This is a genomic window from Streptomyces sp. cg36, assembly GCF_041080675.1.
In the GTDB taxonomy this organism is placed as follows: Bacteria; Actinomycetota; Actinomycetes; order Streptomycetales; family Streptomycetaceae; genus Streptomyces.
On sequence record NZ_CP163520.1, the window covers coordinates 8,588,857 to 8,595,631 of the forward strand.

General features: G+C 68.5%; 9 protein-coding genes. All 9 read right to left on the minus strand.

Annotated features, from left to right (window positions below):
• Positions 1 to 107: 107 nt before the first annotated feature.
• Positions 108 to 287 (minus strand): hypothetical protein, encoded by a 180-nt coding sequence (locus AB5J87_RS37860; protein ID WP_369383300.1) that lies wholly within the window; start codon positions 285 to 287, stop codon positions 108 to 110.
• Between the two features lie 126 nt (positions 288 to 413).
• Positions 414 to 755, minus strand: a complete 342-nt coding sequence (locus tag AB5J87_RS37865) for a hypothetical protein (protein ID WP_369383301.1) — start codon at positions 753 to 755, stop codon at positions 414 to 416.
• Between the two features lie 33 nt (positions 756 to 788).
• Positions 789 to 947: a hypothetical protein gene (locus AB5J87_RS37870; protein WP_369383302.1), complete on the minus strand. Its 159-nt coding sequence runs from the start codon at positions 945 to 947 to the stop codon at positions 789 to 791.
• Between the two features lie 15 nt (positions 948 to 962).
• Entirely contained in the window at positions 963 to 1,688 is a 726-nt protein-coding gene (locus tag AB5J87_RS37875; RefSeq protein ID WP_369383303.1) for a hypothetical protein, read from the minus strand.
• A 99-nt stretch (positions 1,689 to 1,787) separates the two neighbouring features.
• Positions 1,788 to 2,594 carry a hypothetical protein gene (locus tag AB5J87_RS37880; RefSeq protein ID WP_369383304.1) on the minus strand — a complete coding sequence of 269 codons (807 nt, stop codon included), beginning with the start codon at positions 2,592 to 2,594 and terminating at the stop codon, positions 1,788 to 1,790.
• Positions 2,595 to 2,965: 371 nt separating this feature from the next.
• The gene (locus AB5J87_RS37885; protein ID WP_369383305.1) at positions 2,966 to 3,658 is read right to left on the minus strand and encodes a hypothetical protein; all 693 of its coding nucleotides are present in this window, start codon (positions 3,656 to 3,658) and stop codon (positions 2,966 to 2,968) included.
• A 236-nt stretch (positions 3,659 to 3,894) separates the two neighbouring features.
• Positions 3,895 to 4,899 carry a DUF932 domain-containing protein gene (locus AB5J87_RS37890; protein WP_369383306.1) on the minus strand — a complete coding sequence of 335 codons (1,005 nt, stop codon included), beginning with the start codon at positions 4,897 to 4,899 and terminating at the stop codon, positions 3,895 to 3,897.
• A 130-nt stretch (positions 4,900 to 5,029) separates the two neighbouring features.
• Entirely contained in the window at positions 5,030 to 5,542 is a 513-nt protein-coding gene (locus AB5J87_RS37895; protein WP_369383307.1) for a hypothetical protein, read from the minus strand.
• Between the two features lie 81 nt (positions 5,543 to 5,623).
• The gene (locus AB5J87_RS37900) at positions 5,624 to 5,971 is read right to left on the minus strand and encodes a hypothetical protein (protein ID WP_369383308.1); all 348 of its coding nucleotides are present in this window, start codon (positions 5,969 to 5,971) and stop codon (positions 5,624 to 5,626) included.
• Positions 5,972 to 6,775 lie beyond the last annotated feature (804 nt).

The window sequence follows — 6,775 nt, forward strand, 5'->3', positions numbered from 1 at the left end:
TCAGCGGCGCCGGGAGGGAGCCACCCTCTCGACATGTTCCATAATACTGTATTCTTGGGATGGTGCAACCGTTATGCTCCGCGCTGGCCCCGCCGCGAAGGCGCGGGTCAGCGGGCCTGGCGGCGGGCGGCGTGGACGGAGCACGCGTACACCGCGCGGGCACCGCCGCTGAGGCGGCGGATGGAAGCGACCTGCTCGTTGCAGGGCAGACCGCAGTCGACACACCGGCGCTCCTCCTCAGTCGCGGGGGCCGGCGCGGGCGGCGGGGACGGTGCGGATCGGGACACGGCGGATTCCTCCTCTACCGGGCTGAAGGGGTGATGGTCGTCGGAGTGCAGGACGGCCGTCCCGGGGCGGGTGCGCGGTGGGGTCCCTGCGCGTGGGTGAGCGGGGCGAGGGAGTTGCCGATCGCGTCAGGCGAAGCGGAGCCGGGTGTTCGGTGCGTGCCCCAGGAACTCCTCCAGGGCGGCCAGGAACGAACCGAAGGCGGGGCTGCCCTCGCCGTACATCACCCTGGGGCGCAGCAGCGGGTACGCGGGGTGCCCCCAGATGTCGCAGGCGCGGGCGTAGAACGTGCCGAACTCCCTGGTGAGGAAGCCCTGCCGGACGAGATCGGTGACATGTCCGTTCCGCAGGAGGAACACGCTCCAGCCGGGCTCGGGCTGCGCGGCGGGGACGGTCAGCGCCACCGGCTCGGCCATGCCGGAGCGCCGCCCCACGCGCTCGATGACGCACTCGTGGTCATACCGGTCCATGGCGGCGCTCCTGATGGGTGAATGGACGGGGTGTCAGTCCTGGACGGGCCCCTTGGCCTGGCTGCTGTCCCGCCACTGCGCCAGCTGGCGGGCGCATGAGGCGCTGTCGGCCAGGCACTCGGCGGCCGTCTCGGGAGAGGGGTGGCGGATGATGCCGGTCGCTCGGCCGGACGTGTCGTAGAGGCGGGCCATCCAGCCGCGGCTGCCCTACTCGATGCCGTGGTCCTCCGGCGCGTGGTCGGCAGAGCCCCCGTCGTCGATCCGGATGGTGCGGCCGTCCGGGAGCGGGACGATGACGGCGGTGCGGGTGATGTCGGCTTCGTGGAACCCGGCGTGTGCGAGGGCCTGACTGAGGATCTTGCCCGCGTTGGCCGGTATGTCGCGTGCCGCCTGCGGCATCCGGCTGAGGCGTTCGAGTATCGCGTTGATCAGTTCCAGCGTGGCTTTCCTCTCGTCCGACGGGGGTGCGCTGTCGGAGGTCTCGGCGAGGCGGCTGCGCAGCTCGGTGAGGACGGAGGAGGCGGTAGCGGCGCCGGGGCGGTCCACGACTTCGGTGTGCAGCAGAAACATCCGTGCCGCCCAGTGCGCAGCCGGTCGCTCGCGCGTGAGCGCGCAGGGATGCTCGCCGGTCAGGTCGTACGCCCGCGTGATGGCGTCGTGGGTGCGGGTGCGCAGGGTGCGGACGGCGGCGACCAGGCGTGCGGGGTCGGCGAGCGGAAAGAGGTCGCGCTCGCGGACGGCGTGGGCTTCCAGGAGGACCGCGTCCCACAGTGTGGCCAGTTCTGCGGTGCATTCGGCCTGACCGGCGAGCTGCGCGAGGTGCAGGGGGGCGCTCTGGGCGCCGAGCGCGAGGGCGGCGCCGGCCTCGCGGTGGAGTGTGTAGGCGCGCTGGGCGTGGGCGGTGAGCAGCCTCGCAGCCTGGGGCAGATTCACGAGAGACCTCCTTGTGAGTTCCATAATACCTTATCTGTTGGGTAGGGCAACTGGGTTTCCCTGCTGCCCCACCCCCGCCTTTGGCCGTGAGCATGGCTGTCAGAGCGGCTGCCTGGCCAGCCGGAGCTGGATCCCGTCAGGCGCGACCGTCACCCTTCGGCCCGGGCGGCTGAGGAGCTGTACGTACGCGTCCATGTCCCGGTCGTAGCGCTCAGCTTCGTACCCTGGGGCCTCGATGCGGGCTCCGGGCCGGACCGAACCCCAGGGCTCCAGCAGCCTTGCCACCCTGGCGGTACCCGCGCTGCGGTAGATCTGGAAGCCCGGGGTGCGCGTGTAGTCGATGTCCGCCAGGCCGTAAGGCATCAGTCCCGCGACGGCGAGCTCCACGGCCAGGGCCCGCAACCGCTCGTCGTCGATCAGGTCCCCGGTGAGTCCCGGCAGTTCAAGGGAGGCGGCAGCGGCCCGCCGGGCGGCGTCCGCTTCTCGTTCCGCGCTCTCGGCTGCGGACTCGGCCTCCTGCGCATCGCCGTAGGCGCGGACGCGCGCCCCGGTGAACTGGTCCATCAGGTCCCAGCCGCAACCCAGGGCTGCGGGGGTCAGGCGGAATCGCATGGCGGACGGGTCGGCGGGCTGCGCAGCGAAGTACACCTCACTGCTGCCGTGCGGCTCGGTGGTCACCAGCCCGGATCGGCGCAGGGCGTCCGCGATGAACGGCGCTACCGCGCGGGAGAATCCGCCTGGCGTGCACCACGCGGCGGCGGCGCACCGTGCGCCTGCCCCGACTGGATGACGCATCTGCCGGTCGAACACCATCACTCCGCCGTGGGGGCGGTGGCTGGGGAAGGCCGACAGGGCGGCGTCGGCTCGCGCGAGGGCGTCAAGGTCGGCGGGGGTGGACGGATGCATGGCGGGGTTCCCTTCGTAGGGTGCGGGCGGTGGGCGTTGGACTACGGTCACGGGCGCCCGGCCTCACGCCAGGCCTCGTGACGCTCGGCATCGGCGCGGGCGTCTTCGGCGGTGTACCCGCTGCTGCACCACCCGTGGCAGAGCTGACCTGCGGGGGCGCGGCAGGTCTCGCAAGGCTCCTCGAAGTCGTCGGGACGAAACGGAAGCAGACTGCTCACGGCGCGCCCTCCTTGGGTGCGGGTTCGTCACCGTGACTCCGGTGAGTGGGCGAGTCGCACGCGGTCGGCGGGTGGGCGCTGTGCCGGCTGCTCCGCACGCGTGCGGGACTTCGGCGGGCAGGGGGAGCGGCGTTCTCGGCGGTGACGGGGCACTCAGCCGTGCAGGGCGTGCCAGGCCTGTGTGTTGTACTCGCGGGTGAGGTCGTCGGCATAGGCGACGTCGCGCGCGGACTCGGCGTCCAAGGCGGCCACGATCGTCAACTTGCCCCGGATCTGCTCGACGCAGCGCAGCAGCGGGCCGCTGGCCTTCTCCCGCTCGGCCCGACCGAGGGGCAACGGCTGCACCAGGTGGATTCGCTCATCACGAGTGAAGATCACGGCAAAGGGGCGGAAGTCCTCGATCCGCGACGGCCTGGCCGGGCTGACCATCGTGTCAGCCAGCGTCGCGCGGGCCCGTGACAGCAACTGCGCCACCTCCTCTGTCGCCTTCAAGCCCTTGCCGCGCAGACCCTGGTTGCGGCCGTAGAAGACCCGGATCTTGTCGCGGGCAGGGGCGAACTCCAACGGCGCGTAGATGCTGATCATCCGTCGGGCGAAACTGTCGCTCTCCTTCCGCTGGGCCCGGGCGGCGCGCGCGGCGTCCGTCACCCTGCTGTGCGACCAGCCCAGTGCCTGCGCGGCGCACGACGTGCCGTAGTACACAACGTCTTCGGCGGTGCCGTCCTCGTTCCCGTCGGCATCCAGCGGCATCATCGCGACGGTGCGCTTGAGGCCGCGGCGACCGCAGCAGCCACACTCAGTGAAGTCGTCGACGATGCCCTTGATCTTCCACTTCGAGATCGACATGAGCAGCCTTCCAGGGGCGGTGGGCGGTGGGCGGTGGGTGGCCGAACTGGCGGTACACGGTGCAGCGTGGGCACAGAGGCCGTTCTTGGCGCGCGCTCTGCTCCGCAGAGACGACGCGCTGCCGCTACGCGGCAGGGGCCGGCGGGGAGCGCTCCGCGCTCGGGCGGAGCGGCTTGCTGGGGGCCGGACGGGTACCCGGTGGGGGAGGCGCGGGTACCCGCCCGGCGGTCAGTGGGTCAGACAGTGGTCAGGGCGAAAGCCTTCTCCATCAGGCCGCTGACCGATCCGCTGATCACCCGCTCGGCGCGGGCGTCCGCCTTCGCGTCGGCGGATCCGCCCCGGGCGGGGGCCACGTGGTTGGCGTACTCGGTGAGCGCGTTGTACCCGGCCCACCGGGTGCCCCGGATACCGGCCTGGGTGTCGGCGTTCTCGAACAGGTTCGAGACGGCACCCCACCGCACGCGCTGGTTGGTCTTGGCGCGGGCGTGGTCGCTGTCCTTGACCGGCCACAGTTCGTCCACTACCGACTTGAGTTCACTGAGCGTCATTTCGGCTTCGATCATGCGCTGTGCGGCCTTCTCGAACTCCTCGGCGTACTGGAAGGTGAGCCCAAGGGCGGAACGGGCCTGAGCGATCTTGGCCTTGGCTCCGGCGGTGTGCCGGACGACGAACGAGGAACGGGCGTTGTTGAGGGCTGCGCGCATGGTGTTCGCGCACACCACCCGAATCGGCGTGACCACCAGCCGGAACGCCGAGCCTCCGTCGTGGCTGTTGAAAGCGGCAATGTAGAGGTCGACGTCGTCGTTGCCGCCGATCGTGAGGGTCTGCGGCATCTTCATGGTGAGGAACACCTGACGACCGTTCCTGAGAGATCCGGCGGTCTCGAAGTGCGCGCCCGACTCGTCGACCAAGTGGTTGAGAAGTTCCGCGTGTTCCTCGTTCTGCACGGGATGGTAGTCGCTGCCCACGACTCCGAGCGTCTGCGTGCGGCGGGTCTTCGGGTGTGTGCGCGCGGTCGCGAAGTGCTCCGGGACCTCCAGCGGCGTTGCGCCGTCGTCGGTGAGTTCGGTTGCGGTCAGGGGCAGCAGACGCACGTTCCAGTCAGACAGGGACGCGAGACGCATGGCCTCTTCGGCGGTCATCGCGCCAGTGGTGACGGTGCCCAGCTTGTGCCACGCGCTCTCGTTCGCGGAGACGAACGCGGCGGTTCCGTCGGTGAACTTCTCGATTTCGTGTGCCACTTCGGATTCCCTTCGGGTGACGAACTTTCGGCGTGTCCGGGAGGGGGCCAACCCTCCCGGACAAGTTCCATAATACCGAATTTTGGGAGTGGGGCAACCCTGCCTGTCGCTCCGCCCCACCCTTGCCGACCTACAGGATGTCGCGGTCGAAGTCTTCGGGCAGAGGTGTGAGGCTCTCCGCATGGACGTTGTGGAGCACCGTACGCAGGAGCCCGTCCCGAACTTCTCCGAGACGGTAATGGACTGTGGGACGACCAGACAGGCTCAAGTGAGCCTCAACGCGCGTGATCCAGTAGTACCCGTGACGCCCCACCAGACTTCCCTCGTACTGGACCTTCTGGCCCAGACGCGGAGGCTGTCCGCCAACGGCGTCAGCCACACCCTGCATGGCACTGTGGATCATCTCGTCCGGCAGGGGCACGCTGAGCATTGCAGACCAGGTATGACCCGTGCGCACGCCAGAGGTCCACCCCACCCGAAACAGCTCATACGCGAGATCGCGCACCGTGCCCGGAAAGCCGAAACGAGGGGAGACCTGCGCCAGTGCCGACGCGAAAGCAGCTTCGCTCTGCTCTTCCTCGCCTTCACTCGGCGGCGCGGAGGGGTAGTTGGGCTCAATCGAGCCAATACGGGTCATGCTCACGGTGGCTGTCCTTCCTGTGGGTGCGAAGCTGATGCGCTCTGAGCGGGGCCCGGCGCGCCGGGCCCCTGGTGGTACGGCTACCTACTTGAGTCCGTGCATCCGCAGGAACTCACTGATTCGGAACGCGACAGTTCGGTCGGGAATGGAAAATCCCCGGAACGATCCGAGAATGACGGGCCCGTCGTCGGTGTCGTGGATGAACTGGTATTCCATGACCGGGGAGCCCGGAATAAGGAACCGAATGGGACCGGCCTTGGTGTCGAACCGGATAGACGTAGTGCCCTCGTCCTGGTTGTGCTGGATGACTGCGTCCCTCAGAAGTTCGGGGCGCGGAAGGAAATTGGCGATTCTGCGAGCAGCCTTTGCCTGAGCGGTCGCGATTTCGACTTTGAGAGAAGTCACTTTGTCCCCAGCGATCACGATCTCCACGTTGATGCCTTCCTGTTGACGAACGTGTGGCGGCGCCCAACCGGAGGCCACCCCGGGTGACGTGTTCCATAATACCTAACACTGGGTCTGTGGCAACACCCCACACCATCTGCTGCGCCATCCCCTGCGCCATCTGCTGCGCAACCCCGTGCACCATCTCCTGACCTCACCAGATCACTCACCTCCGATCACCCCTGGCCAGAAGCCCAATTACCCGTGGTCGGGGTACTGACATCCCCTCTGCTGCCGCTCTCCCTGCCCGAATGAGAAGAAGGGTGGGGCGGGCATGGGCTGCGCGGCGGCCTCGGGGATCGGGAGCGGGGTTTGTGGTTGCGCGTCGGCGGAGCCTCCGCGCGGCCGCTGGCGCGGCTCACACGGGCCCCTGAGAGCACTGCGCGCCACCGTGGGCCGGAGACGGGGGCAGGAAGTGAGCACATAAGTTATCTGGATCAGTTTTGACGCACTGCCGATATTACACGCAGTATCAGTGAGTAGTCTTGTAGGGCGATAGCCAGCTGCGCCATGATGGTCTCTCACGGAACAGAAAGTCAGCGAGGGTCCGCAAGACTAAAACACCAAGCAGGCCGAAGCCGTGACGGATAGTCAGAAACATGCGGAAAGCTAAGGAAGCCGTTGGTCCCTGGCCAGCCCGAGGAATTCGCGGAGCGAATTCTGTACGCCGAATCGCGGAGCGATTCGTGCCCCTGTCAACGGAGTTGACAGCAATTCCGGCGGAGCCGGAATTCAGCCGCGCGGAGCGCGGCTGAATTTCCGCCGCGTAGCGGCGGCGCGTCGTGTCTGCGG

Coding starts and splice junctions, on each gene's coding strand:
- AB5J87_RS37865 (WP_369383301.1), bottom strand. CDS start 755: ATGGACCGGTATGACCACGAGTGCGTCATCGAGCGCGTGGGGCGGCGC.
- AB5J87_RS37880 (WP_369383304.1), bottom strand. CDS start 2,594: ATGCATCCGTCCACCCCCGCCGACCTTGACGCCCTCGCGCGAGCCGAC.
- AB5J87_RS37870 (WP_369383302.1), bottom strand. CDS start 947: ATGGCCCGCCTCTACGACACGTCCGGCCGAGCGACCGGCATCATCCGC.
- AB5J87_RS37885 (WP_369383305.1), bottom strand. CDS start 3,658: ATGTCGATCTCGAAGTGGAAGATCAAGGGCATCGTCGACGACTTCACT.